This window comes from Dysgonomonas sp. UBA7710 (assembly GCF_002482385.1).
In the GTDB taxonomy this organism is placed as follows: Bacteria; Bacteroidota; Bacteroidia; order Bacteroidales; family Dysgonomonadaceae; genus Dysgonomonas.
Genome location: NZ_DLFW01000036.1, coordinates 1 through 25,147 on the forward strand (window position 1 = coordinate 1; position 25,147 = coordinate 25,147).

General features: G+C 41.2%; 20 protein-coding genes. 8 read left to right on the forward strand and 12 right to left on the reverse strand.

From position 1 onward, the window contains the following. The 3 genes from B3317_RS11145 to B3317_RS11155 all read left to right on the forward strand — a co-directional run. The coding region (locus B3317_RS11145) for a sodium:solute symporter family transporter (RefSeq protein WP_414647493.1) at positions 1 to 550 on the forward strand (550 nt) is incomplete at its 5' end. 183 nt (positions 551 to 733) lie between these two features. Beyond that, positions 734 to 1,636 (forward strand): AraC family transcriptional regulator, encoded by a 903-nt coding sequence (locus tag B3317_RS11150; RefSeq protein ID WP_291111455.1) that lies wholly within the window; start codon positions 734 to 736, stop codon positions 1,634 to 1,636. A 163-nt stretch (positions 1,637 to 1,799) separates the two neighbouring features. Then, positions 1,800 to 3,569 (forward strand): alpha-L-rhamnosidase C-terminal domain-containing protein, encoded by a 1,770-nt coding sequence (locus B3317_RS11155; RefSeq protein WP_291111457.1) that lies wholly within the window; start codon positions 1,800 to 1,802, stop codon positions 3,567 to 3,569. A gap of 56 nt (positions 3,570 to 3,625) precedes the next feature. Here the strand turns inward: B3317_RS11155 and B3317_RS11160 are convergent, their stop codons facing one another. The 12 genes from B3317_RS11160 to B3317_RS11215 all read right to left on the reverse strand — a co-directional run bounded on the left by B3317_RS11160 (position 3,626) and on the right by B3317_RS11215 (position 15,425). Continuing rightward, complete coding sequence (locus B3317_RS11160; protein WP_291111459.1) at positions 3,626 to 4,003, reverse strand: DUF4377 domain-containing protein; 378 nt, start codon at positions 4,001 to 4,003, stop codon at positions 3,626 to 3,628. A gap of 63 nt (positions 4,004 to 4,066) precedes the next feature. Then, entirely contained in the window at positions 4,067 to 5,176 is a 1,110-nt protein-coding gene (locus B3317_RS11165; RefSeq protein WP_291111461.1) for an AAA family ATPase, read from the reverse strand. Positions 5,177 to 5,187: 11 nt separating this feature from the next. Further along, positions 5,188 to 5,892 (reverse strand): RNA ligase family protein, encoded by a 705-nt coding sequence (locus B3317_RS11170; protein ID WP_291111463.1) that lies wholly within the window; start codon positions 5,890 to 5,892, stop codon positions 5,188 to 5,190. Between the two features lie 279 nt (positions 5,893 to 6,171). Beyond that, the gene (gene tatC / locus B3317_RS11175; protein ID WP_291111465.1) at positions 6,172 to 7,035 is read right to left on the reverse strand and encodes a twin-arginine translocase subunit TatC; all 864 of its coding nucleotides are present in this window, start codon (positions 7,033 to 7,035) and stop codon (positions 6,172 to 6,174) included. Between the two features lie 14 nt (positions 7,036 to 7,049). Beyond that, entirely contained in the window at positions 7,050 to 7,247 is a 198-nt protein-coding gene (gene tatA / locus B3317_RS11180; RefSeq protein ID WP_006799017.1) for a twin-arginine translocase TatA/TatE family subunit, read from the reverse strand. Positions 7,248 to 7,387: 140 nt separating this feature from the next. After that, positions 7,388 to 8,350 (reverse strand): FAD:protein FMN transferase, encoded by a 963-nt coding sequence (locus B3317_RS11185; RefSeq protein ID WP_291111468.1) that lies wholly within the window; start codon positions 8,348 to 8,350, stop codon positions 7,388 to 7,390. 52 nt (positions 8,351 to 8,402) lie between these two features. After that, on the reverse strand, positions 8,403 to 9,290 hold the full coding sequence (locus B3317_RS11190) for a sugar phosphate isomerase/epimerase family protein (protein ID WP_291111470.1): 888 nt from the start codon (positions 9,288 to 9,290) through the stop codon (positions 8,403 to 8,405). 100 nt (positions 9,291 to 9,390) lie between these two features. After that, the gene (locus B3317_RS11195) at positions 9,391 to 10,275 is read right to left on the reverse strand and encodes a 3-keto-disaccharide hydrolase (protein WP_291111472.1); all 885 of its coding nucleotides are present in this window, start codon (positions 10,273 to 10,275) and stop codon (positions 9,391 to 9,393) included. A gap of 32 nt (positions 10,276 to 10,307) precedes the next feature. Further along, positions 10,308 to 11,780 (reverse strand): Gfo/Idh/MocA family protein, encoded by a 1,473-nt coding sequence (locus B3317_RS11200; RefSeq protein ID WP_291111474.1) that lies wholly within the window; start codon positions 11,778 to 11,780, stop codon positions 10,308 to 10,310. Between the two features lie 78 nt (positions 11,781 to 11,858). Next, positions 11,859 to 13,556 carry a Gfo/Idh/MocA family protein gene (locus B3317_RS11205; RefSeq protein WP_291111476.1) on the reverse strand — a complete coding sequence of 566 codons (1,698 nt, stop codon included), beginning with the start codon at positions 13,554 to 13,556 and terminating at the stop codon, positions 11,859 to 11,861. A gap of 20 nt (positions 13,557 to 13,576) precedes the next feature. Beyond that, on the reverse strand, positions 13,577 to 14,065 hold the full coding sequence (locus B3317_RS11210) for a DoxX family membrane protein (protein WP_291111478.1): 489 nt from the start codon (positions 14,063 to 14,065) through the stop codon (positions 13,577 to 13,579). A gap of 349 nt (positions 14,066 to 14,414) precedes the next feature. Then, the gene (locus B3317_RS11215) at positions 14,415 to 15,425 is read right to left on the reverse strand and encodes a Gfo/Idh/MocA family protein (protein WP_291111480.1); all 1,011 of its coding nucleotides are present in this window, start codon (positions 15,423 to 15,425) and stop codon (positions 14,415 to 14,417) included. Positions 15,426 to 16,119: 694 nt separating this feature from the next. On the opposite strand from B3317_RS11215, the gene B3317_RS11220 reads away from it, so the two are divergent. The 5 genes from B3317_RS11220 (at position 16,120) to guaB (ending at position 25,010) form a co-directional block, all read left to right on the forward strand. Further along, a complete protein-coding gene (locus tag B3317_RS11220; RefSeq protein ID WP_291111482.1) occupies positions 16,120 to 19,317 on the forward strand; it encodes a SusC/RagA family TonB-linked outer membrane protein in 3,198 nt (1,065 codons plus the stop codon). A gap of 108 nt (positions 19,318 to 19,425) precedes the next feature. Then, on the forward strand, positions 19,426 to 20,967 hold the full coding sequence (locus B3317_RS11225) for a SusD/RagB family nutrient-binding outer membrane lipoprotein (protein ID WP_291111485.1): 1,542 nt from the start codon (positions 19,426 to 19,428) through the stop codon (positions 20,965 to 20,967). A 121-nt stretch (positions 20,968 to 21,088) separates the two neighbouring features. Continuing rightward, positions 21,089 to 22,321: a TlpA disulfide reductase family protein gene (locus B3317_RS11230; protein WP_291111487.1), complete on the forward strand. Its 1,233-nt coding sequence runs from the start codon at positions 21,089 to 21,091 to the stop codon at positions 22,319 to 22,321. A 409-nt stretch (positions 22,322 to 22,730) separates the two neighbouring features. Then, positions 22,731 to 23,384 carry a hypothetical protein gene (locus tag B3317_RS11235; protein WP_291111489.1) on the forward strand — a complete coding sequence of 218 codons (654 nt, stop codon included), beginning with the start codon at positions 22,731 to 22,733 and terminating at the stop codon, positions 23,382 to 23,384. A gap of 150 nt (positions 23,385 to 23,534) precedes the next feature. After that, on the forward strand, positions 23,535 to 25,010 hold the full coding sequence (guaB, locus tag B3317_RS11240) for an IMP dehydrogenase (protein ID WP_291111491.1): 1,476 nt from the start codon (positions 23,535 to 23,537) through the stop codon (positions 25,008 to 25,010). Positions 25,011 to 25,147: the final 137 nt, after the last annotated feature.

Below are 25,147 nucleotides of genomic sequence, written 5' to 3' on the forward strand. Positions count from 1 at the left end.
CCTGTTTACAATGGATTTTTATCATAAAATAGATAAGAATGCAGATGATAAGAAACTGGTAAGGATAGGAAAAATAGTATCAGTGATTGTTGTCATTATAGCAGCCTTGTGGGCACCGCAAATCGGTAAGTTCGGTTCCATACTGAAATATTATCAGGAGATGCTGGCCTATCTGGCCCCTCCTATCGTAGCAGCATTTATTGCGGGTATTTTCAGTAAACGGGTGAATGGTCAGGGAGTATTTACAGGACTTATCAGCGGGCTTGTTATTGCTGTATTTCTGATGTTCTTTAAATCGGCTGTTTTCGGCAGTATGCACTTCCTTTTCATTGTACCGATACTATTCACATTCAGTATTATAGTTATGTATCTGGTTAGTCTTCGTTATGCTGCTCCATCAGAAGAAAAGTTGAAAGAGAATATTTTCACATTGGATGGGTTCAAAAAAGAAACGATAGAACTGAGATGTGTTAAATGGTATTCGAATTATCGGATATGGGGCATTATATTGCTTGTACTTTCGGCCATGCTCCTGATTATTCTGTCATAATTATTATACTTATATATGAATAGACACAGGCAGGTCGTAATATAGCTTGCCTGTATTTCTACGAGATATTATCAAATGAAAATAAACCTAAAACAGCCCTATTGGAACAGTGCACAATATCAAATTTTAAAATATTTTCGCTACATTGCGCCTGATATACCAGAATAACATACTCATATAAAGATGAAAGACTCTATTCATTTAAAATATCTGATAGTAAATGAAACCGATTTACTATGGGGACTGACTGTAAACTCGGTAGGCTACCAGAGCATAGAGTCTAATATGCCCTACCCGCCGGGGAATCACCCTACCAGATACTTATTTTCTACAGATAGAGGACGTATTTTGGATGAATATCAACTTTTATATATTACCAAAGGGAAAGGTTCTTACATATCCAATACATCAGGAAAGAAAGAAACACATCCGATAAACGAAGGCAATATGTTTTTGCTGTTCCCGGGTGAATGGCACAATTACATGCCTGACAAACAAGCAGGATGGGACGAATACTGGATAGGCTTTAAAGGGATTAATATCGATAGCCGTGTAAATAATGGCTTCTTCAATAAAGAAAAACCAATATATAATGTGGGACTCAACAATGAAGTTGTCCAACTATACAAACAGGCGATACAAATTGCTATTGAACAGAAATCGGGGTTCCAGCAAATGCTTGCCGGAATTGTAAACCATCTGCTCGGACTGGCATATTCTTTAGATAAGAACTACATTTTTGAAAGTTCCGAATCAGTCAATCAGATCAATAAAGCCAAGATCATTATCCTTGAAAATTTTAAAGATATAAAACCTCAGGATATAGCCGACCAATTAAATATGAGCTATTCCAACTTCCGCAAAATCTTTAAGGAATATACAGGTTTTGCCCCGTCGCAATATATTCAGGAACTAAAAATACAGAAATCCAAAGAATTGCTTACAAACACAATGATTCCTGTAAAAGAGATCGCCTATATGATGGGCTTTGAAAATCAGGAATATTTCTTTACTGCATTCAAAAAGAAAAATAATACAACTCCTATCGAGTACCGGAAATTTACGCAAGGCCCGAGAAACCAGTAAACAGAATATCATCCGGTTCTGTCATTTTTTATAATAAGACTGTCAAATTGTAAATTTATATAGACAGACAAAACTGCTATCTTTGTCAGATCCCATAAATTTTACCGTTATCCGATAGCGAAAAAGTAATGAATCCTGATTAAGTTAACTAATGATGAAGAAGATGCGAATAATACCAAGTCTGATATTAGCTGCCTTATTGTTATTTAGTGATAATATACCGGCCCAGCAATTACCTCTCCCATTTCAGGATGGCACCAATGTAAAGGTCAGGTCAACCGGTCTGGTACATAATTACCTTACTCCTACCCGCATTGTCTGGACTTCTGATAACAATAGCGAAAAATATGTAATAAATACCCGGTCTATCCTCAAACAAGGTACAGGACAAGCCGACCTGAATACCGGAACTTATCTTAGACTAATCGGCGATGATACGAATAAAGGAGGAATCATCCTCGATTTCGGCAAAGAGATACAGGGAGGATTGGAAATAATAACGTCTATAAATAATAAGAATCCGGCAGGAAAAGTACGTATCCGCTTCGGTGAATCCGTTGCAGAAACAATGAGCGATATCGGAGGTGAAGGCGGAGCGACGAACGACCATGCCATGCGTGATTTTATAGTAACTCTACCCTGGCTGGGACGGCTGACTGTAGGTGATTCCGGATTTCGCTTTGCCCGCATAGATGTTATAGATCCGGATATGGAAATTGAAATAAAAGAAATCAGTGCTGTTTTTGCATACAGGGATATCCCCTATCTCGGTTCATTCCGTTGCAATGATGAGCGCCTGAACCGGATATGGCTTACAGGTGCTTACACAGTACATCTCAATATGCAGGATTATCTGTGGGATGCTATCAAACGGGATCGTCTGGTATGGGTGGGTGACCTTCACCCTGAGGTGATGACAATCAATACTGTTTTCGGGTATAACGATGTTGTACCCAAAAGCCTTGATCTGGCACGGGATATTACACCTCTGCCTGCATGGATGAACGGTATCAGTTCGTATTCCATGTGGTGGATTATAATTCACCGCGACTGGTATCTGTATCAGGGCAACCTGGAATACCTGAAGGAGCAGCAGGAATATATGTCCCGGTTACTTAAGTTATTAAGTGAAAAAATAGATAAAGACGGAAAAGAAATACTGGATGGAAACCGTTTCCTCGATTGGCCATCGAGTGAAAATCCCGAGACCATCCATGCCGGACTGCAATCTATGATGGTGATGACATTCGAAGCAGGAGAAGAATTGAGCAGAATACTGAATGACAAGGAGAGTGAGAAACTCTGTCAATCGACCTTGAAAAAACTAAGAAAATACATCCCCGATATAACTTCGTCCAAGCAGGCGGCCTCTCTACTAGGCCTATCCGGACTTATCGCACCAGAGAAAGCGAATGATGAAGTATTGGCACAAAATGGAGTGCACGGCATGTCTACGTTTTACGGGTACTATATGCTCAACGCCCGCGCAAAAGCTGGAGATTATAAAGGGGTATTGGATAATATACGTGAATACTGGGGGGCTATGCTCGACCTTGGCGCGACGACATTCTGGGAAGATTTTGATATCAACTGGATGAAAAATGCGGCACGGATAGATGAGGTTGTACCTGAAGGAAAAGTCAATGTTCATGCTTCTTACGGCGGATACTGCTACAAAGGATACCGCCATAGCTTCTGTCATGGTTGGGCATCGGGGCCTACGACATGGCTTAGCAGATATGTGCTGGGAGTAGAACCTTTAGAGGCGGGATGTAAGAAAGTCCGGATTACACCTAATCTGGGAGATTTGAAATGGGTGGAAGGCTCTTTTCCCACTCCATACGGGGTAATTGAGATAAAGCATACAAAACAAGCTGATGGAAGGATAGAATCAGAGATTAATGCTCCTGAAGGAATCGTTGTAGTGAAATAAAATAAAGGACGGTTAAATAAAAACCGCCCTTTAATCTATAATAAAAGAGATATCGGTTATTCCACAGGCTCAGGCTGCAAATCATCTCCGGTAGGCATATCAGGCAGTCCGCCTGATGTCTTCTGTTCTTTAGAAACTTCTTTTACCAGAGTGTATTTCAACGAAGACTGATCTGCTGCAGGATGCTCTATTTTTTTGACTTTTACTTCCAATACGTATTCATATCCCGGTTCATAAACGAAACCGTCTATATTACTGTAAAAGAACTCCCAGTCTGTCTGACCGTCTTTTTTTACCAAAAGACATTTCATTGGTGCTACTCCCACACAATCACCTTGTCTGGATGCTACAGTTAATTTTTCCGTGTCTTTTGAACTACCGCAAGAACCTAAAAACAAAGCTGTTGCAAGCAGGCTTACAATTAATTTGTACATAATCTATTATTTTGAATATATTAATACCTCATTTATAAACATGCATACCACTGAAAAGGTTTATTATTCAACCATATACTCTACCTCATGGGCTTCTATCAACTGAGGTATTTCAAGTTTCTGCAACATCTTGTCCAGTACATTTTCAGGCAATTGGGATTCACGGTTACGGTTCTGATTGCGCCACACATCATATGGTTTTTCCACATAAACTATCCTTACTTTTGCACCATACAATGTAAAAAGATCGACAAGTTGCTGACGCATCAAGCGTGTAATATTGGTAGCATTCCATATAAAGTCTTGCTTTTTCCGCAAATATACACGCGCCTGTTCCTTCGCTTCCTGCACTACCCGTCCGGTCGCCGATTTGTCCGTAGGGCTGTATTTGTGCTTTCGGCGGATAGCATCGAGACTGATGACCGGTATATCCGCTTTCAATGATTGTATATAATGGTCTTTACCCATTCCCGGCAAACCTGATAGCATAGTGACTTCACATTTGAAATCATCGTAAGGTATATAACCAATATAGCCGTCTATCGTATTGAAATATTCGTACCGGGCACTTGCCGTTGGAAATTCCAGAGCTTTGTCCCAACAGCCTTCATCTTTGCAAAACATCTCAAATAAGTCTAATGACTCTATTAAAGAGCCTGCATCCTCGCATATTCTTCCGCGGGCATCAGCCTCAGCCAGCATTCTCAGATGGCGGGTGTTAGTCCTTAACGATACAGCATGAATCTTTTTGGCTGGTTCCAATTTTTCCATCAACCATAAAGGCAAGCCATGAAAGCGTACCAGTGAAACTACTTTTTCCCGGATGTGGAACGGAGTCGGAATATCTTTGAACAGAATATTTCGCGCAGTATATTCTCCTCTGCGGGCATGCCCGTTAGCTGAGATATTTCCATTGCCTTCATCTTGCGAAGTGGAACGTTTCTCTATATCGTGCATGAGAGCTGCCGCCCACAATATCTCCTGCTCCTGTCCGGATAAAGTCTGATACCGGGACATTTTCAATAATTCGTCAAGTACCATTTGTGTATGGATGGCTACATTACCCTCGGCATGGTGCGTTTTGTGTTGCACCACATTTTTCATATCTGCAACCCACGAAAATTGTTTTTCGAGCGATTGCCAATCTTTATTTTGTGTTAACTTCCAAGTCATAATCATATATTTTATTCGTTAATTATTTGCCTTTCCCAAACCAAACGGGCACGTTTCCAGTTACGGGTCCAGTGCTCTCCTGTTTTTACATGCCCTTTACGGACATATTTGAATACATTCCGAGAGAAATTGCCGATAAAATATTCCCCTGCATTACGGGTGACAACTCCTTCACGCGTACAATCTTCGCCGGTTTGCGTATCGGTGGAACCGAATACACTCGGTTGCTGTGCCCAAGCCAATATCTGCGGCTCGAGTATATCGTGCGATAAATCTTTTACCTGCTGAATATCCAATTCAGGGACAGTAGGGAAATCGAACATCGCAGAATAGAATTTCACTTCTTCCCACGACAGCCATTTGTCGAGGCAACGCACTGCAAACATGTAGTAATAAGATTCTATCCGCTTGTATTCGATAGAGTGTATTGCATACAGATTTTCGCCAAACAGTTCTATATCTCCCAAGTCCCGCTTCATAAGTTCCCAGCGTTCGCGTATCTGGTTTGTCCAAGGCGAAGTAGTAGGTGCTGCATGTGAACGGGCAAAGACGCCGAACCGGTTGAGACAGTTATTTTCTCCATCCAGTTTCTCTGTATGCACAAGGGTTTCTATCTGTTGGATATCATCCCGGTATGTATGGTTTATCCGGTCGTCGCTGGTAGTTCCGGGAGAAAACGGAAAATGATATGTACGACCATATTTCTGTGATAACATAATGTAATTGTTTTTTAAGTTCTTAGAATACAATAGCAAACAAGGCCCGTAAATTCACTTTACAGCCTTGAAAGATGCGGGAAGACTCCCGCTATGTATGCTAAACAATTACATGACATTCCGTATGAAATAGTTATAAATAATTTGTACAAAGGTAGTAACATTTATCAAGACAGCCAAATTTCAGGGTTTCGGCACAAGATTCACTCATTGAAAAATGAAATGCGCATGCCTAAGATTCAGGCATGCGCTTAACTATATCAGATTACATGTATTATTCTATATTGACAACTGAGGAGAATCCTCGTCGTCGACTTCCTCTTCTTCTTTCTCATCATCCTCGTCCGTCTCCTTAGGTGCCGGTTTTACCATAAAGCGGCTCAGCTCGAACAGGAAGTAAAGCGGTATAAAGACTACCGACAATGTGAATGGGTCGCCCGAAGGTGTAATAACAGCGGACAACACCAGAAGGCCTACTATAGCATGACGCCTGAACTTCTTAAAGAACGACCTGTTCAACAATCCCAACTGAGACAATAACCACGATACAAGCGGTAGCTCAAAGACAATCCCCATAATGAATATCAGCATCAGAAAGTTATCCATATATGAGTCGAGCGAGATAGTATTCTCTATCATCTCACTCAGCTGATAAGTAGATAAGAAGCGGAAAGTCATCGGGAAAACCAAGAAGTAACCGACAGAGCATCCTATGAAAAACATGATAGTTCCGAACAGGAATACCCACCGGATACTTTTCTTTTCATTAGCATATAGCGCAGGACTGACAAAACGCCATATCTCGAATATCAGATAAGGGAATGTGAGTATCAGTGCCAGCCAGAATGATGTGGTCATATGCCTGAAGAACTGCGATGTAAGATTATAATTTATAATCTTGATATGAAATGTATCATCACAGAAATCAGGCAGAAAAGGTACTGCTGATGTAGCATAACACAGATACTTATACAGGACAAAGTCGGCACGTGTAGGCCCCATTATCCATGTATCGTATATGTATGGCATGATAGCAAACCCAAGTATTGCGAATACGAATAAAGCGATGATAGACCGTATTAAAGTCCATCGAAGTTCCTCTAAATGATCCCAAAAGGTCATTCCTTCATTGTTCTCTTCCATAGAAAAGTACTACCTCAATCTTTTTTAGTTGTGTCGTTCCCTTCTATATCGTCTTCAATGCCTTTTACGCCTTCCTTGAAGTTTTTGATTCCTTTTCCAAGGCCTTTCATTAGTTCAGGTATTTTACGGCCACCAAAAAGTAATAGTACGACTATAGCTATAATGATGATTTCTCCTGTCCCCAGGTTTCCTAAAAACAAAAGTGTTTTCATGTTTTCTAAGTTTAAATATTAATGTAAATATGGCTATATTCCATTCATCAGTAAAAATAGCACAAATAATGTCTAGTAGACGGGATGAAATGGATATTTATTTCTTTTTTAACTATTCTTTATTTCAAATCCTGACCGACTTATGCCGGGATAAGATTTTCTTCTATTCCGGGAGTATAATATACTCTATATTCTCCCTCTTCGTTGCAGATAAACAGAGCATCCATATCGGAAAATCTTTGCACCCACTCTAATGCCTTTTCAATACCCACTACCAAGAATGCCGTAGCAAAGGCATCAGCGGTAATCGCATCTTTGGCTATAACTGTTGTTGACAACAAGTTGTGAATGACCGGAAAACCGGTTGCCGGATTTATCGTATGTGTAATCTTCTGTCCATCCTGAATATAAAACTGACGGTAATTACCGGATGTAGCGACTCCCCTGTCCGTAATTTGCAGAATGACCTGCAAATCCTGCCCCGGTATAGGATTATCTTCTGCCGGACGATCGATCCCGATCCTCCATGCTTCTCCGGCTGTATTCTCTCCTTTGAGGCGTATCTCTCCTCCTATTTCTACCAGATAATTCAAACACCCGTGCCCGTCCAGAAAATCGGCGACTATATCAGCCGAATAGCCTTTAGCTATGGCATTGGCATTTAACACTATATTCGGATTCGATTTTATAACACGCTTATTTTCTATCTTTATCTTATCCATCCCGATATATTCTTTAAGGGCATTTACCTTTTCTCTATCGGGTATATTCTTTTCGCGGGAACTAAAACCCCAGGCCCTGAATAATGGCTCGGCAGAAATATCGAATGTGCCTTCCGTTTGCCGGCTTATCTCTTTAGCCCTGTTGAAAACAGTTTCGAAGTAATGGTCAGTTTCTACATCTTCATTCCTGTTGATACGGGAAATAAGGGATGTTTCATCATATACAGACATCGACTTTTCAAAACCGGCAAGCAATAACTCTATTTCGGGCTGAAAATCACGGTCTCCGTTGTCCTGATAAATAATATTGTAACTTGTACCTTCCGCAGTTCCTTGTATGTTGTAGTAGAAAGTACCGTTGTCGGCCATTACTGCATTCATGCTTATTCGGAAAATGAGCAGGAAGTCGTTTGTTCCTGCTCATTTTTATATTTTATTTGTCGTAGCTTTCTTTTACCAACGAGCAATTCAGTAAATACTCCAAACTCTTTTTCACACTTTCGAAAGGAGTGAAATTGTATTTTTCCACTTCTACAACCAGATGTTTTGTTCCTGCTGCATCTGTATTTTTGAAGATAGCATCAAAACCTACCATACCGCTCTGTCCGAGTTCCTTATTGTCCTTGATATGCAGTAAGGTAAAGCGATTTTTATATTTATTGAAGTAATCAACCGGACTTTGTCCGCCTCTTACCACCCAGTAAACGTCCATTTCGAAGAAAACGTATTCAGGATTTGTATTTTCAATCATATAGTCGTACATCACCTTGTCTTCTATTTTATTTCTAAGTTCGAAGTCATGATTATGATACCCGTACAACATGCCGTTTTCCTTACATTTCTTACCTATTTCATTGTAGTATTCACAATAGGTCTGTAAATCCTTCAAAGTCTTTGGTGTTTCCATAGATGGAGTAACAATGTATTTCATTCCGGCAGTTTTATGTGCGGCAATACACTGATCCCACCATTTCATCGCTTCTGTGAAATCTTTAGATGCCAGTTCTTTCTCGTTAAGGCCCCGGCCGGTATGGGAAGATAATACTTTCATCCCCGCCGCCTCTATATCAGCTTTGAATTCTTCCGGCGTTTTTCCATAAAATTTGCCATCGCCGTAGCTGGCTGCTTCAACAGCAGTAAATCCCATTTCCCCGGCTTTCTTTATTGTACCGTCATAGTCTTTGGAAATATCATCCCTAAGGGAATATAATTGCAGGGCTATATCTTTCTTCGGAGGAGCCTGTTGAGTCACTGTTTCCGCTTTTGGAGAACAAGAGATCATCAATAGGAGGGCAGCTATAAAAAATGTTGTTATTTTCATGCTAATTAAATAAGATATATTTAAAAGTCAAATCCATGAAGGATATGTTCCTTCGATGGATTTGACATTATTTTAATAGAAAAAATTAGTTGCCTGATTATTAATCAAGAATCTTAATTTTGATATTACGGAACCAAACATCATCTCCATGATCCTGGAATCCGATATAACCTTCTCTGTTAGTTCCACCAAGATTGTTCAGTAATTCGAAAGCCAAAGGCCATTTTTCCTGACTGAATTTACTTGCTTGCAACAATTCTGTCCATTGAGGAGTCCACAAATGGTACTCAACTACGTTTTCGCCATTTTGTCCGTGAACAACAGTTCCTTTATATACCATAATCTTACCTGTGTTCCACTCTCCAAAAGGTTTAGAGTTTTGAGGTACAGCAGGGATCATGTCATAAAGAGATGCAGATTGGCGGTTGTTATCTTTACCCATTTTTGCATCAGGATGGTTGGCATTGTCCAATATTTGATATTCAGGAGATGAGATATAGATAGGCTCCATTCTCTTTTCACCTTTATCATTTGTTGTCTCAATTTCCTGAGCAAGGAAGAATACTCCGGAGTTACTGCCTTTTGCAACTTTCCAGTCAAATGTGAGCTCGAAATTTTTAAACTTATGAGCAAAAATGATATCTCCGCCTTCTTTATCCTGAGCTTCGCCACCACCTGTTCCATTAAACTTGATAGCGCCCTGATCGATAGTCCATTTTCCCGGAACGGCATCTTTTCCATAACCGCGCCAGCCTTCAAATGTTTTACCATCGAAAATAGTGATAAAGCCGTCTTTATCTTTCGCAAATTTTGAAAGATCTATCTGTGGTTTTTCTACTACAGTATACTGAGGTGCAGCATTTTCTGCTTTCTTAATAGAATCTGCATTTTCACCTGCATTTTGTGCATCTTTTTTGGCGCCTCCGCAAGCAATCATTGCTCCCGCTATCATAAGGCATCCCAGACTGTAAACAATTTTCTTCATTTCTTTATACGGTTTAATTTAACAATTGTGCATTATGGCATATCCGGCAATTTCCAGCCATCACGATAATTATGCTTGATCAATTCTTGAGCAAATTCCTGTGCGTTGATAGGATCGGTCCATATTTTGTTGAATTTAGGGTCGCCGTCGACAATCTTGAAGTCGTCTTTCTTCAGAATACGGATTTCTTCGTTAGGATTGATATTTGTAAATTTCATATTCTGTCCATCCCAAAGTAGTTCCTTATTCAGATTCTGCAAGCGTACAGCAAGTACGCCCATTACTACCATTTCGTTGAAAGGGCCTGCTTCGCTAAAGTCAGAAGCAGTCAGTACGCGACTGGAAGCATCTTCTTTACATGCGCGTACCCAGTCCATTTCATGAGAAGTTTCCACACGGCGGCAAACTTTAGGCGCATTAGGTTTGCGGCCCGAAAGCAACCATGGGTTCACACCATAACATCCGCAGATCAATGTATCTTTTGTTCCGTGGAAAATAACACCACCACCGGCATCATTCATGCTTTTTCCTTGTGGCCATCCTGCAGGCATATTTGGTTTCAAACCACCATCATACCAGTGTACTTCAACTTCCGGCATAGATACCTTAGGCATGTTGTCGCGAGCCGGGAACACAAGTTTTACATACTGTGCCTGAGGTGCGCAGTCCTGTAGCAACATTGTAGAAGATCCCTGTGCACTTGTAGGATAACCCAATTTCAACCCTTTAAATACAGGATGAAGGATATGACAAGCCATGTCTCCTAATGCACCTGTACCATAATCCCACCAGCCACGCCAGTTCCAAGGAGTATAGAGTGCATTGTAAGGACGCATTTTAGCCGGTCCTGTAAACAAGTCCCAATCTAATGTCTTTGGTATTTTATCTATTTTTTCAGGCGCATTCAATCCTTGCGGCCAGATCGGACGGTCGGTAAATGCTTCTACTTTTGTGATTTCACCTATTTCGCCATTCCATATCCATTCACAAACAAGGTTTACTCCTTCGGCAGAAGATCCCTGATTACCCATCTGTGTCGCTACCTTATGTTTTTTAGCAAGATTGGTAAGCAAGCGGGACTCATATACTGTGTGAGTCAATGGTTTCTGGCAATAAACGTGTTTGCCCATTGTCATTGCATCTGCAGAAACAATAGCATGTGTATGGTCGGCTGTAGCTACAATAACAGCATCGATGGATTTACCCATTTCGTCATACATCTTGCGGAAATCCCAGTATTTCTTTGCATCAGGGAATCTGTCGAATACGCCTTTCGCATATCTCCAGTCCACGTCGCAAAGAGCTACGATGTTTTCTGTTTTTTCCACTTGCTTGATATTAGCATGTCCCATACCTCCGATACCCACAGCGGCAATATTTAATTTGTCGCTCGGTGCAACATGCCCGAAGTTTTTACCCAAAACGGTGCTTGGGATGATTGTCAGACCGATAGCAGCTTTAGCTCCGGTACTCAGGAATTTCCTCCTTGAAATGTCTGATGCCATAAGTTTTTCTGTTTTTAGGTGTAATAATTGTTAATTATTATAGATTTAATGTCCTTTAAAATTGTTTAAAATTGGTTGTCAGCTAATTTCTCCTCTGACAATTTCTTCTTTGTCTTTATCCCAATACATAGTACGGCCTTCGAGATAAGCACGAGTTCCCATATGCGCAGTTATCGCCTCTTCAAAAGCAGCGTCGATATCACAAGACGGTTTATTATTCCGGTTGCGGATGCATTCGATCCATTCCCTGACATGAAGGAATGTGGTATCGTAGCGTTTTCCACCCAGATAAGAATATAATAGTCCGCGTTGGGCAAAATACATTTCGGTAGCTGATGTTATCGCATCCACATTATTTTTGCCGGGAACATATGTATAGAATGGCACATCGGGTTTAATAATCCCTTTTTCGAGTTTTTCTTTATACCTGGTAGAACCACTATCAATCTTCACAGTCAGCGTATCTCCTACTTCCATCGATGCATCGTGTCCCATGATAACTTTACCCCTGTTGCGGCTACTGGCCAAAGTGGCACTATATAGCATTGTCAGGTTTTTCTCAGGGAATTCGAATGTAGTTTGCAACACATCGGGAACAGTCCGCCCATCTTTGAAGAAATATACACCACCCGACGATGTAGCCGAATGAGGTATGCCTACTCCCATCAACTGGTTAATAGCATCATATTCATGCGTCAGCAAGTCCCCGCTAAGCCCTGTACTGTAATCCCACCAGCAACGCCAGCGGAAAAAGCGTTCGAGGCTGAATTTATCCCTGGCTTCAGGACCTACATATTTAAGCAGATTATATTTAGTCATATAATCCATGTATTCCTTAATCCTTTCAGGATCTCCTTCGTATTGTTTCCAGTCTATAGTCTGAGGGTTGGCATCCGGATGGATATCATATACCCATGCTCCGTTAGGATCGTTCCTGTTGGTACATACTTCGATCAGGCTAATCGGACCCAGCAGCCCTTTATCTATAATTTCTTTTGCCTTGCGGTAACTGTCTATCTGGCGTCCCTGATGCCCCAGCTGAAAAACAATTCCTGTCTCTTTAACAATTTCCCTTACCATATATGTTTCAGGTACTGTCCACGAGAGAGGTTTTTCTACATATACATGCTTTCCGGCTTTAGCTGCATCCATTACCATAGTACTATGCCAGTGGTCGGGTGTTGCAATAATAACAGCATCTATATCTTTATCGGCAAGCATTTCCTTATAGTGACGATAGCGTTTTGGAGCAGGCCCCATTTTTCCTCCGACACCTTCCCTGTAAATGTTTGCTCCGGCAGCCATACCTTCTTCAGCGAATGTATCGAAGATGTCACATATTCCGGCAAATACAATATTCAGGTCTTCCTGTTCTTTAAAATCTTTATAGCGACTGTCTTTTTTATTTTTCTTTGCATCATCTATCCACCCTTGCAGATGCTGGGGCGTAGCAAATCCGGCAGCCCTAAGCAGATATTTCCCTCTGCTTCCATAACCGATAACCCCTATACGAATCTGTTCTCCATTAGGTTTTAGTTCGGGTATAACAGGGGTATCTTTACTTAGTTTGAATACATCACTGACGTCATTCAGTGTCTTTGTATATTTTTGTTTTTGGTATACGCCATATGCCAAAGCGCCCAAAACCGGGGTTGTAGCCAGTGCTTTGAGGGCATTCCTCCTGCCTTGGGACTCCGGTAACGGATTATTTTCCGGAGTTTTCTTATCGTTCTTTTTATCTTTATCCTCAGGGACAATTCTGTCTTCGGGTGTCATAATATTATAGTATGTTAGCTTTATTTGCGTTTAAATAATTTACAGATGTATCGGTCAAGGCCAATTATCCGGGAAGTAGGAAAATAAATGAGCACCATCAATGCTCCTATTTCAATTACATTTTTATCTATCCAAAGGTAAGAGCCTTCTGTGGGCATCATATAGGTGGCTCCGATAAAAGGTGGGTGTGACAAGTAATATAGTGCAAGAAAAATGATACCTCCAATGGAAGCGATGCGTGAGAAGCATCCTAATATCAGTCCTAATCCGATTAGGGTTAATCCATACACATTAATATAGTTGGATACTGCTAAAAAACCCGGATCTGCGGCTAAATTATGAAAATATTCAGCAAAAAATCCCTGAGAGTCCATCAGGTAAGGGTAAGCTGACCAGCCTGAATTTAAAATTTTTACGATTCCCTCGTACAAGAAATGCCATCCGATTAGCAGCCGTAATATTACCAGCCAAAACGTTTGGGCGCGTGAGTAAGATGTCTGTTCATTCATGGATTAAGTTAATAAATAAATTGTTTCTTTTAATTTAATATTGTTTATAATTTAATTGGGATCTTATTTTCGCAATAAAATTCACATACTAATCTCCTGATGCAATAATAATCAAAGTATAACATGGTTTTATTTCTTCTTAAGGCTCTTGGTCACAGCAAGTTCAATCCCCTGTATGGGTGAATTCAACAATCCATGAAGTCTTACTTATTAAATGCGGAATAAAGCTATGAATATTTTGAGTGAATAATAATTTATTATTGTTAAAAAAAGTTTTCTGAAAAAATTAAAATCATATTAATCTGCCTTTTACAAAAACAAATGCCAGAAATTTGGCACAAATATATACTTATTTGTCATCAGCAGGATATTTTACTTCCAGCTGTTTCCTTATTTCATCTACTATTTCTATTGTTATAAGGGAGTTTTCATGGCTATTGATATCCGACTCGCATTTTCCTTCCTGAATTAAATTAATGAATTCTGCCACTTCATAATAATATTCATGTACTACATCCGGAGAGCTTATAACCTTTTCCTCCCCATTTCTGCTTTTGAATGTAACTTTACTAATAATATTTATCCGGTCCGAAGTTATCGTGCCCTCTTCTCCCTGTATCTCGGTAGGTAAGGCCGAGTCGGCAATTTTGGAATAAAGCACAGTAGCATTCATTCCTTCATATTCGAAATTCACAGCACCTTGCCCGTCCACTCCGGTAGATAGTCTCAGTCCCGTGGCACTTATTTTCAGAGGACGGCCAAATAAGACCACCATGGGGAATATGGTGTATACTCCCAAATCCATTACCGCACCATTTGAAAGTGCAGGATCGAAAGCATTCAGCACAATTCCCTCTTTCAGTTTGTCGTAACGTGATGAGTACTGGCAGTAACAAGAGAAATATCTCCTGACCATTCCTATTTCCCCTATATGATTTTTCAGTGCCTTGAAATTTGGGGTAAGACTGGGCTTCATAGCCTCCATCAATGTGACATTATTTTCCTTCGACGCAGCTATCATTGCTTTTACCTCTTTAGCATTGGATGCAAAAGGTTTTTCACACAGAACATGTTTACCATGCTGCATGAACAAGATGCTCTGCGAAGCATGCAACGAGTTAGGAGAGGCAATATATACGGCATCGATTAGCGGACTCGCCGCCATTGCCTCCAATGACGTAAATGTATGCGGAACATTATGTTTCCGGGCAAATTGATAAGCTTTCTCCTGTGTACGGGAGTATATTGCCGTTAATTCGAAGCGGGAATCAAAACTCGCACCTTCCAAAACTTTGTCTACAATGAAATTAGTACCTATCACTCCGAAACGGATTCTAGGTTGTGAGTTACTTAATGTCATAAATCAATTGGTTCTGTTGCTACAAATGTAAGTATAATGAATGCGAAGAACAAAATATGTAAGCGAATTTAGAAAATTTTATCTATAATAAGAAGCCGAAAGCCTTAATTACCGGCTTCATCGTTCTTTGATATGCTGGAATTAGAATTTAAAGATTCAATGTTTAATGATTTAAAGATTGATTAGAAAAGGCGATTAAAAGTGTAACCTTTGTTACCTTTTCAAAGTAGTAAGTATCGAGTAATGAGTAATAAGTATAAAGGAGTTCTAATTGTTAACTGATAACTGTTGTCTGTAAAGTAGCTTCGCGCTATTGACACATCGGCATATCAGTCAATTGGCACATTAGTATATCTGTTACCTTTGTTACTTTTTATCAAGTCGTAAGCTTTAGGTAATAATTAACAAGGTACAAGTTGTTTAAATCTGCCATTAATTTTTAACAGTAAAAAGGTGTTAACTTTTAGTCTTCCAGCTTTCCCCAATAAGGGAGACATTTTTTAGCAGAGGCCCCCAAAGGGGGCCAAAGACCGATTAAAAGCTAACCCTATACCATGTTTTAGGTATATAAATACCACATAAAAGGGATTTCACATGCAACATAGTCGTTATACTTTTGTGATAAATATTATCTGTTTTTAACAACAAGATATTTATTGCATCTATAAAAATATTTGAATAAACTACAAAAACTATGTTAGGATTGAGAAAAATAAAATTATTACTATTGTTAAATGCCTTTACAATACTACTATTTGCCCAAACAGATCAAGAGTTTGTCATCAAAGGACGTGTTACCGATGCTACAGGCCTGGAACTTCCGGGAGTTACTGTTCAGATTAAAGGTAATCTTCGGACTGGCACACTGACCAACGAAGATGGTTATTATTCCATTTCCGCACAGAAAAATGAAACTTTAGTCTTCTCCTTTTTGGGATTCGAGACACATGAAGCAAAAGTATTGACGAATACATCTATAAATGTAGTCCTGAAAGAAAAGGCTACAGAACTGGACGAGGTGGTCATCACTTCATTAAACATTCCCCGTGAAAAGAAAGCGCTTGGATATGCTGTTCAGGGAGTATCAGGTGAGGCATTGGAAACAAGGCCGACCAATGCTTTGAGCGCATTGTCGGGCAAGATAGCAGGATTACAGGTTATTTCCAGTGGAGGAAATATGGGAGGATCGTCCAGAGTAACTTTACGAGGTATAAACTCTATTACGGGAAACAACCAGCCATTATACATAATAGATGGCGTTCCGTTGGACAATACAGATATGAATACATCTGCCACGATAAATGGTAGTGCAGGAAAAGATGTGGGTAGTACAATTCAGGACATCAACCCTGACGACATCGCAGACATTAGCGTACTGAAAGGTCCTTCTGCAGCCGCCTTATACGGTACACGTGCAGCTAACGGGGTAATCCTCATCACCACGAAAAAAGGAGATGGAAGAGATGACCGTATAGATATACAGGTAAATACCGGTATTGAGTTCGAAAAAGTAGTCCGCCTGCCTGAACGTCAGAAACTATATGGCGGGGGATACAGCACCACTTTTCAAAAGGCGACTATCGACGGAAAAGAATATAATATAGTGGATTACGCGGCTGACGAAAGCTGGGGCCCGAAACTGGACGGAACACCTGTATTGCACTGGTATAATCTCGATCCTGAATATACAGCCGATTATCTGAATCCTCAGCCATGGGTCTATCCGAAGCACGATGTAGAGGACTATTTCCGTACAGGGGTATCGAATACAAATAATATTGCCCTGTCAAAGAATACGGCAACAGGTACTTTTCGCGTATCATTTACAAACAAGAACGTAAAAGGGACTATCCCGAATTCATCTTTAGGGCGTAACTCCATAAATATATCAGGTAGCACCAAAGGCTCCCTTGTATCATTCTTCGGAAATGTGAACTATATAAATAACAAATCCACAGGCCGTCCGTGGACAGGAGCCTCGAACCGTAACATCATACTCGAGGCATACCAATGGGGACAAGTGCAGGTCGACTATCAAAAGTTGAAAGAATATAAAAGAGCCGACGGAACACCCCGCGCATGGAACAGGACAAGCTGGGAAAATACAGCTGCCGGAGAAAAGACCAAATACATCGATAACCCATACTGGTCGGCATATGAAAGTTACCTGAAAGAAAACAGGGACCGCTTTTATGGAAATGTAGGACTAACAGCAACCCCTACAACATGGCTTAGCCTGACTGGACGGATCAACGGAGATGTTTATCAATACAATTCTCAAGACCGAATTGCTTATTATTCACGTTCACAATCCCAATATCAGGAGTATTCACAGAAGTTCGATGAGTTTAACTATGAATTCCTGGCTACAACCAACAATCGTTGGGGAGATCACTCACTGGTAGCAAATGTAGGTGCGAACTATATGAGGCGCAACAGACGTGTAAGTGACATTCAAACTTCGGGAGGACTTGCAATTCCGGAATATTACAGTCTGAACAATGCTGCTTCTATTATTGTGAACCCATCAACCGGACTCTATAAAAAAGCCATATCGTCAATTTACGGTAGTTTCTCTTATGGATGGAAAAGCATGTTATATTTAGACGGTACATTGCGTAACGACTGGTCATCAACATTACCGGAAGATAACAACTCATTCCTTTATCCATCTCTTACATCATCTTTTATCCTGACCGAATTGCCGGCGTTGAAAGAACAAAGCTGGCTGTCATTTGCTAAGATCCGTTTAGGCTGGGCACAGGTGGGTAACGATACAGACCCTTATCAATTATATAAGACTTATGAAGCCCTGAATTCATTCGATGGCAATATCGTTTATAGCCTCCCTGAGAAATTGAATAATCCAGAGCTGAAGCCGGAAATAACATCTTCATGGGAAACCGGATTACAATTGCAACTCTTCGATAATCTATTAGGGCTCGACGTCACCTATTATAATAACAACAGCCGCAACCAGATTATTTCACTGCCTACTTCTGATGCTTTCGGATATAGTTACAAGCTGATAAATGCAGGTAAGATAAATAATAAAGGCATAGAGGCTACATTGACAGTGAACCCTATCAGACAAAAAGACTGGAACTGGACAGCTATTGCAAACTTCTCTAAAAACAGCAATAAGATCATCACACTCTCTGAAGCTGTAAACACTCTCCAGCTAAGTAATACACTGGTATCTCTGGTGGCTAAAGAAGGGGATAGTTACGGACAGATAATGGGATATGACTTTGTATATGCGCCTGACGGACAAAAGGTCGTGGATAAAGACGGTGTGTATATGCGTACAGATCAGTTTGTTCCGCTAGGCAGTGTGTTGCCCGACTTCTTGTGGAGTTTCCAGAATCAGTTAAGATATAAAGACTTCTCTTTCGGTTTCCTTATCGACTCACGGGTAGGAGGCAAGTTTTTCTCCCAGACCTATAAAGTGGGTATGTATTCCGGTATACTGAAATCAACTGCGGCTAATAATATCCGTGAAACAGGGACTGTGTTGGATGGCGTTACAGGAGATGTCGTATTCAATTCCGATGGTACATATACTTTAAGCAATACTGCTCAAAACACGAAGAATATAACCGCTCAGGCCTGGGCGCAGAACCAATATAATGGGCCGACAGCCTATACTGTATTCGATGCGACATTCATCAAGCTAAGAGAGCTGACACTGGGCTATACATTCAGGCTGCCGAAATGGAAGATAGAAAGTGTTAGCGTTACTGCCTATGCCCGCAATCTATGGAACATTTATACTAAGAGTAAAGATATAGACCCGGAACTGACAAACAGCAGTGGCAATGTACAAGGTATAGAAGGAGGTAATATCCCTACTCCGGTAACATACGGACTAAACCTTGGTTTCAAATTTTAAGGTCGCAGACCTATTTATTACTTTATTAAGTTTAAAAACAACAGGCAATTATATTGGAACAATGTATTATCAAGCGCTCTACTTTAGTTAAAACACAATAAAACGATTATGAAAATAAATAAGCTATATATATTAAGTGCTTTCACATCATTGTTATTATCCACATCATGCGTAGATGATATCAATGAAGACCCTAACCGCCCGTCATCTGTACCGACTACATCTTTGATCACTTCTTCCGAGAAATTGCTGGTAGATAACCTACGCAGCGAACAAGTATCATTGAGAGGCTCGATGTTGTTTGTGCAGTATTTTGCACAGAATACTTATACTACACAGTCACGTTACGACATTCCATTCAGTTACTCAGACGATTACTGGAAAGGTCTCTATAAAACATTGAATAATCTGGAGGAAATAATCAAGCTGAATACCGATCCTGCCACAAAAGATGTTGCCACTGCAAACGGTGTAGGACGCAATGCAACCCAGATAGCCATCAGCCGCGTACTGAAGAGCTATGCTTTCTATGCGTTGACTGATGTATTCGGCAACATTCCTTACGAGTCGTATGGCAATAAGGACTCCGATTTTCAGGCACTACAGCAAAATCCTGAGAATATTACCCCGGCATATGCGGCACAGGAAAAAATCTACACCGACTTGTTGAGTGAGCTAAAAGCCGCCGGAGATACCCTTACTAAGTATCAGGGGGAGACTACATTCGGCAAGGCTGATATTATTTACGCAGGCAGTAATGTTAAATGGGCGAAGTTCGCCAATTCGCTCCGTTTGCGTTTTGCCACCCGCCTAAAAGAAAAGAACAGTACATTATACAGACAACATTTCGAAGACGCATTAAGCAAAGGCGTATTTACAAGCAACTCAGACAATGCGGCATTCAAGTATTCTGCCACATCCCCGAATGAGGCACCTCTATATAGGGCCACCGTAACAGCTAACCGGAAAGACTTTGCCGTTTCTCATATCCTTGTCGACCTGCTAAAAGGCAATAATCCGGCACTCCCTGTAGCCGACCCTCGTTTGTCCGCATACGCATTACCGGCAACTGCCACGAATACTTATGTAGGCCTACCATATGGATTGGCAAACGATCAGGCCGGAAAATTCTCCGCCAATGACGTCAGTTTGCCGGGAGCAGTGATCAATGCGGCTAATTATGCGGAAGTACTGATGGAGTATGCCGAAGTTGCCTTCCTGATTTCCGAATACAACAACTGGGATCAAAGCGATTATCAGGCAGGGGTGCAAGCTTCGCTTGAAAAGTGGGGCGTCACCGCCGACAAAGTCACAGAGTACCTGTCTAAGCTGCCTGTCGCTAACCAAAAGAATGTCTTAACCCAGAAATATATCGCATTATATATGCAGGGACTGGAAGCATGGAGTGAATACCGCCGTACCGGATTCCCCGACTTCCTCATAAAGGAAGGTGACATTGTATTCGAAGGCGAAATAGAAACCAACACTGTAACATATCGCTTCGACCCTCTCTTCGGTGATGGAGGTGTTCCAAGCCGTCTGTATTATCCTACTAAAGAGCAAAATGTGAATAAGGCTAACTATCAACAGGCATTGTCGGTACAAGGCAGTGACAAAATAGAAACAAAGCCATGGATATTTAGAAACTAGTATGTATTTTTGTCCTGATACATTCTTTGTCATTGTCACGGAGAAGTGGTGTAATTATTCCCATAAGATCTACCACAAACTTTGGCAAGACAAAGATGGTCAGGACTAACTTTTTTAGCTTATGAAAAAATATATGATAGCAAGCCTGGCCGGGCTGATTTCTCTGGCCTCGTGCAACAAGGAAGTAAACAATAAACTGACCGATGGTAAATGGCGCGGCGAGTTCTCTATCTCTGATCAGAAATTCCCGTTCCTTTTCGACGTTGCGAATGCAACTACAGATTCCGCTACAGTTTATCTGATTAACGGAGCTGAACGTGTTCCCCTAAAAGGTGTCCGATATTCCACTGATACAGTAATCATTCCCATCGAAGCTTATGATGCAGAACTAAGAGGTGTCATCAGCGACGGAAAATTCGAGGGACGATTTATAAAACTCTTTGTCGAAGGCGGCGATGAAGGCGTGCCTTTCTCCGCAGTGAAAACGGACGCACCCCGCTTCGAAAAAGCGGCAACTCCGGCGACAGCACCTCTGTCCGGAAAATGGGACATCGATTTCATCAGCCCGAAAGGCGATACGGCACGCAATGTCGGCATATTCAATCAGGACGGGGATATACTTACAGGCTCTATACTTACCAATGCCGGAGACCTTCGTTATCTTGAAGGTGCATTAACAAACGATGGCTTCCAGTTTTCCGCTTTTGCCGGATTAAGCCCTTACCTGATTAAAGGCCGGTTTGAAGGGAACGACAATTTTACGGGAGAGTTTTACACTACAAGAGGCGTAACTAAACTCGTTGGAAAACGCAATGCCGCAGCGGCACTCGCCGACCCATACAGCCTTGCGTATATGAAAAAAGGCTTCGACCGCCTTGATTTTACCTTCCCTGATATTGAAGGCAACAAAGTATCATTATCCGATCCTAAGTTCAAAGACAAGGTTGTGATCGTATCCATACTTGGCAGTTGGTGCCCTAATTGCCTCGACGAAATGGAATACTTATCTCCATGGTATAAAGAAAACAAAGATCGCGGCGTGGAAATCATAGGCCTCGCCTTTGAGCGTAAAGATGATCCTGAATATGTAAAGACCGTTCTTTCCCGTCTGGTGAAACGCTACGATACCACATATGATATCTTATTTGCAGGTAAGCTGGGCGATGATGCAACTGCCAAAGCTCTACCTCAGGTAAGCAAAATAATGGGCTACCCTACTACTATTTTTATCGACAGGGAGGGTAAAGTCCGCAAGATACACACCGGCTTCAACGGGCCGGCGACAGGCCTTTTCTACGAAGAGTTTAAGCAAGACTTCAATAAAGTAATAGACGAACTGCTTGCAGAGAAATAATTTGCAGCTACCGAACAACGTGCGACATTAGCCAATTGAATTATCAATCGCCTACGTATCGGCGATTGATAATTCAACTCAAAAAGGTAACACGGAAAACAATTAAGAATGAAGAATGAAAAAATTAATAATTAGCTTGTCATGCTGAGCAGAGCGAAGCATCTCGTCTGCGAACAGTTAGCAGTAAACAACTCGTATCTTGTATCTCGTNNGTGTCTTGTCTACTCGTATCTCATATTACTTAAAACTTACTACTTATCCCAACACTTCAAAGAGCTACAGCCAACAGCTTTTATATATAGATAAATGAATCCTGAAACGATAAAAAATAAAGCGCCCTACAGTATGATCTCGAAATAAATATCTAATTTTGAGCCCAGACATTTTTTATTATTAACCGGCGTCCTCAATGAAAAAACAGTTTTTACTCATCCTCCTGCTGACAGTATATTCCAATCTGTCGGCCAGTGTGTACACTCCCGATAAATTACTATACAATGGAAAAGAATACAGCATAGTGGACAGCAAATACTTATCGCATTTTTTCATCAACAAAGCAGATCATGCAGAGACTACCCCTGATGGCGAAGTCATTGTATCTACCGGGCCCAGACAAGGTTATATAGGGACATTCCAGATCGAAGACAATCAGCTTTATGTAACAGCAATACAAAAATACTATATGGAGGATCTGCAAATAAAGAGGGAGAATGCATACACTTCGCTGTTTCCCAATACAACCCGGGCAAAAGCAGACTGGGTGTCGGGCCTGATGCTTGCGGGGGAAATACCCGAAGATGGTTTTAAGAACGGGGACTCTCCAAAAAACTATATACTTCTGGAAATAAAAGACGGGACTATAATCAAGGAAAAGAAACTAAACAGAAAAGAACTGAATAACTTTAAGAAAAAGCAATACCAGTCTTTCAGGAATACAGAAGAATACCATGCGGTTTTCGACCGCCTCAAAACCGAAGCTCCCGATTATATCTCCGACAAATCGATAGATGAAACAATAGAACTTTTCATATTGATACATTCTACCAGAATATTGACAGATTAGCAAATCAGACTAATTAACGTTTAATTGTTAAAATTCAAACCGACTCTAAAATTATTTGACAAATCCGCATCTTTTTTAATCAAAAAGAAACTCCGTTTGCCAAAAAATGACTATATTTGCACGCAATAAATTTCAAAAGCTCTTTTATATATGTCTTTTATTGCAGATAAAGTAGTCATGGATGGATTGACATTCGACGATGTATTGTTGATCCCCGCTTATTCAGAAGTTCTCCCACGCGAAGTCGATCTCTCGACAAGTTTCTCACGCAATATCAAATTAAATATCCCAATCGTTTCGGCGGCTATGGACACAGTCACGGAAGCTAAACTGGCCATTGCCATCGCCCGCGAAGGAGGTATTGGTGTTATACATAAAAATATGTCGATCGAAGCCCAGGCCCAACAGGTAAGATTCGTAAAACGTGCCGAAAACGGCATGATCTCAAATCCCGTAAGCATCCTTCGCGACAAAACGGTAGGCCAGGCACTTGCTATGATGGCCGAATTTAAAATCGGAGGTATTCCTGTTGTAGACACCAACAACTATCTTGTGGGTATCGTTACCAACCGCGACCTGCGATTCCGCCGCGATATGAACCAGCTGATAGACGATGTGATGACCAAAGACAGGATTATCACTACACGCCAGAGCACCGATCTGGAAGCCGCGGCAGACATCCTTCAACAGCACAAAATAGAAAAACTGCCTGTAGTAGATTCCGAAAACAGGCTGATCGGGCTGATTACATACAAAGACATAACTAAAGCTAAAGATAAACCGTTCGCATGCAAAGACGAACACGGACGTTTGCGTGTCGCTGCCGGAGTGGGCGTGACATATGATACGCTGGACCGCGTAGCCGCATTGGTCGAAGCGGGAGTAGATGCCATTGTTATAGACACAGCGCACGGTCATTCGAAAGGGGTAGCCGATATGCTGAAAAGAGTAAAAGCTGCTTATCCCGGTATAGACGTCGTAGTGGGTAACATCGCCACAGGCGAAGCTGCCAAATATCTGGTAGATGCAGGAGCCGATGCGGTGAAAGTAGGTATCGGGCCGGGTTCTATCTGTACTACACGTGTAGTCGCGGGAATCGGTGTTCCGCAATTATCAGCTATCTATGACGTTGCCAAAACGCTGAAAGGAACAGGAGTTCCGTTAATTGCCGACGGAGGTCTGCGCTATTCGGGAGATATAGTAAAAGCCTTGGCGGCCGGAGGTTATTCGGTAATGATGGGCTCATTACTTGCCGGAGTGGAAGAATCTCCCGGCGAAACTATTATATTCAACGGACGTAAATTCAAATCATATCGTGGAATGGGCTCTCTCGAAGCAATGGAAAAAGGCTCGAAAGACCGCTACTTCCAGGATATGGAAGCCGATATAAAGAAGCTTGTACCCGAAGGCATCGCCGCCCGTGTACCATTCAAAGGCTCACTGTTCGAAGTTGTTTACCAGATGACGGGCGGTCTGCGCGCAGGTATGGGTTATTGCGGAGCCAATAACATAGAAACCCTGCATAACGCTAAGTTTACACGCATCACAAATGCCGGAGTGGCTGAAAGCCATCCGCACGATGTGGCAATAACAAGCGAAGCACCGAATTACAGCCGCGGAGAATAAATACGATCGCATAAATTCTGAAATAAATTAAGGCTCTGTATGTTAATAAAAACATACAGAGTTTTTATTTTAGAATATTTTAAAACATTATGAGCTTATATTTCTTGTATCTTTGTGTCTGGTTTATTTTTACATAG

Bases quoted from the DNA above. Each gene is read 5' to 3' on its own strand.
- B3317_RS11215 (WP_291111480.1), bottom strand. From the start codon at position 15,425: ATGACATTAAGTAACTCACAACCTAGAATCCGTTTCGGAGTGATAGGT.
- B3317_RS11220 (WP_291111482.1), top strand. From the start codon at position 16,120: ATGTTAGGATTGAGAAAAATAAAATTATTACTATTGTTAAATGCCTTT.
- B3317_RS11185 (WP_291111468.1), bottom strand. From the start codon at position 8,350: ATGAATGCAGTAATGGCCGACAACGGTACTTTCTACTACAACATACAA.
- B3317_RS11235 (WP_291111489.1), top strand. From the start codon at position 22,731: ATGAAAAAACAGTTTTTACTCATCCTCCTGCTGACAGTATATTCCAAT.
- B3317_RS11155 (WP_291111457.1), top strand. From the start codon at position 1,800: ATGCGAATAATACCAAGTCTGATATTAGCTGCCTTATTGTTATTTAGT.
- B3317_RS11190 (WP_291111470.1), bottom strand. From the start codon at position 9,290: ATGAAAATAACAACATTTTTTATAGCTGCCCTCCTATTGATGATCTCT.
- B3317_RS11230 (WP_291111487.1), top strand. From the start codon at position 21,089: ATGAAAAAATATATGATAGCAAGCCTGGCCGGGCTGATTTCTCTGGCC.
- B3317_RS11170 (WP_291111463.1), bottom strand. From the start codon at position 5,892: ATGTTATCACAGAAATATGGTCGTACATATCATTTTCCGTTTTCTCCC.
- B3317_RS11195 (WP_291111472.1), bottom strand. From the start codon at position 10,275: ATGAAGAAAATTGTTTACAGTCTGGGATGCCTTATGATAGCGGGAGCA.
- B3317_RS11150 (WP_291111455.1), top strand. From the start codon at position 734: ATGAAAGACTCTATTCATTTAAAATATCTGATAGTAAATGAAACCGAT.
- B3317_RS11225 (WP_291111485.1), top strand. From the start codon at position 19,426: ATGAAAATAAATAAGCTATATATATTAAGTGCTTTCACATCATTGTTA.
- B3317_RS11160 (WP_291111459.1), bottom strand. From the start codon at position 4,003: ATGTACAAATTAATTGTAAGCCTGCTTGCAACAGCTTTGTTTTTAGGT.
- tatC (WP_291111465.1), bottom strand. From the start codon at position 7,035: ATGGAAGAGAACAATGAAGGAATGACCTTTTGGGATCATTTAGAGGAA.
- B3317_RS11200 (WP_291111474.1), bottom strand. From the start codon at position 11,780: ATGGCATCAGACATTTCAAGGAGGAAATTCCTGAGTACCGGAGCTAAA.
- B3317_RS11205 (WP_291111476.1), bottom strand. From the start codon at position 13,556: ATGACACCCGAAGACAGAATTGTCCCTGAGGATAAAGATAAAAAGAAC.
- B3317_RS11210 (WP_291111478.1), bottom strand. From the start codon at position 14,065: ATGAATGAACAGACATCTTACTCACGCGCCCAAACGTTTTGGCTGGTA.
- B3317_RS11165 (WP_291111461.1), bottom strand. From the start codon at position 5,176: ATGACTTGGAAGTTAACACAAAATAAAGATTGGCAATCGCTCGAAAAA.
- tatA (WP_006799017.1), bottom strand. From the start codon at position 7,247: ATGAAAACACTTTTGTTTTTAGGAAACCTGGGGACAGGAGAAATCATC.
- guaB (WP_291111491.1), top strand. From the start codon at position 23,535: ATGTCTTTTATTGCAGATAAAGTAGTCATGGATGGATTGACATTCGAC.